Genomic DNA, 679 nt, shown 5'->3' with positions numbered 1-679 from the left:
CTTTGTAGACATATTCATCTGTTTTGTGTGCCATTTTTGTTTCGCCTGGACCAAACATCATGAATGGGAAGGTGTCATCTTTACCTCGTAATAAGTTTGATGCATCCGTCACTCCTGGCGAGCCTTTAACAGAAATTTCTAATCCTAAATGTTTTTTACCGAGTTCTTTAGCAAAATCAACCATTTTAGAGTGTCCTGAAGTGAAAACACTTGGTAATGACATTGTTACTTCAACAGCAATTTTAGAGCCTTCCTGATTGTAAATGCTCGCTGTTGTGTTGAATAAATCAATCACTTCATCGTTATCAAATTCCGGGATTGTACGCACGTTTATTTCAGCTACTGCTTTTTCTGGAACTGAGTTCACTTGGTTCCCTGCATTAAAAATAGTTGTACTCATAACCAATTTATTTAAAACTTCATTATTACGATCATCGCCATTCAATTTTTCGTTTAGTTCTAATAGATATTCCATCAAAGGATTAATCGCGTTATAACCTTGGTCAGGCATAGAACTGTGTGCTGCTTCACCAATAGAGGTTACACGCAAGTTAAGTGATCCTTTGTGAGAGTAAATAATCGTGTCATGAGATGGTTCAGCTACCCATAGATAGTCAACATCATCCATATAGCCTTCTTCATATAATTTTTTAGAACCTGCACCACCGACCTCTTCACC

At 37.3% G+C, this 679-nt stretch carries 1 protein-coding gene; it reads right to left on the bottom strand.

Features of this window, described 5'->3' with window-relative positions; genetic code table 11:
* Positions 1–679 (bottom strand): M20/M25/M40 family metallo-hydrolase (locus V7147_RS18610; RefSeq protein WP_335369328.1); only part of this gene is annotated, 679 nt, incomplete at both ends.

It is taken from the genome of Bacillus sp. JJ1521 (assembly GCF_036965165.1).
GTDB lineage: Bacteria > Bacillota > Bacilli > Bacillales > Bacillaceae_L > Ferdinandcohnia.
This window is presented reverse-complemented; position numbering and strand designations above follow the sequence as displayed.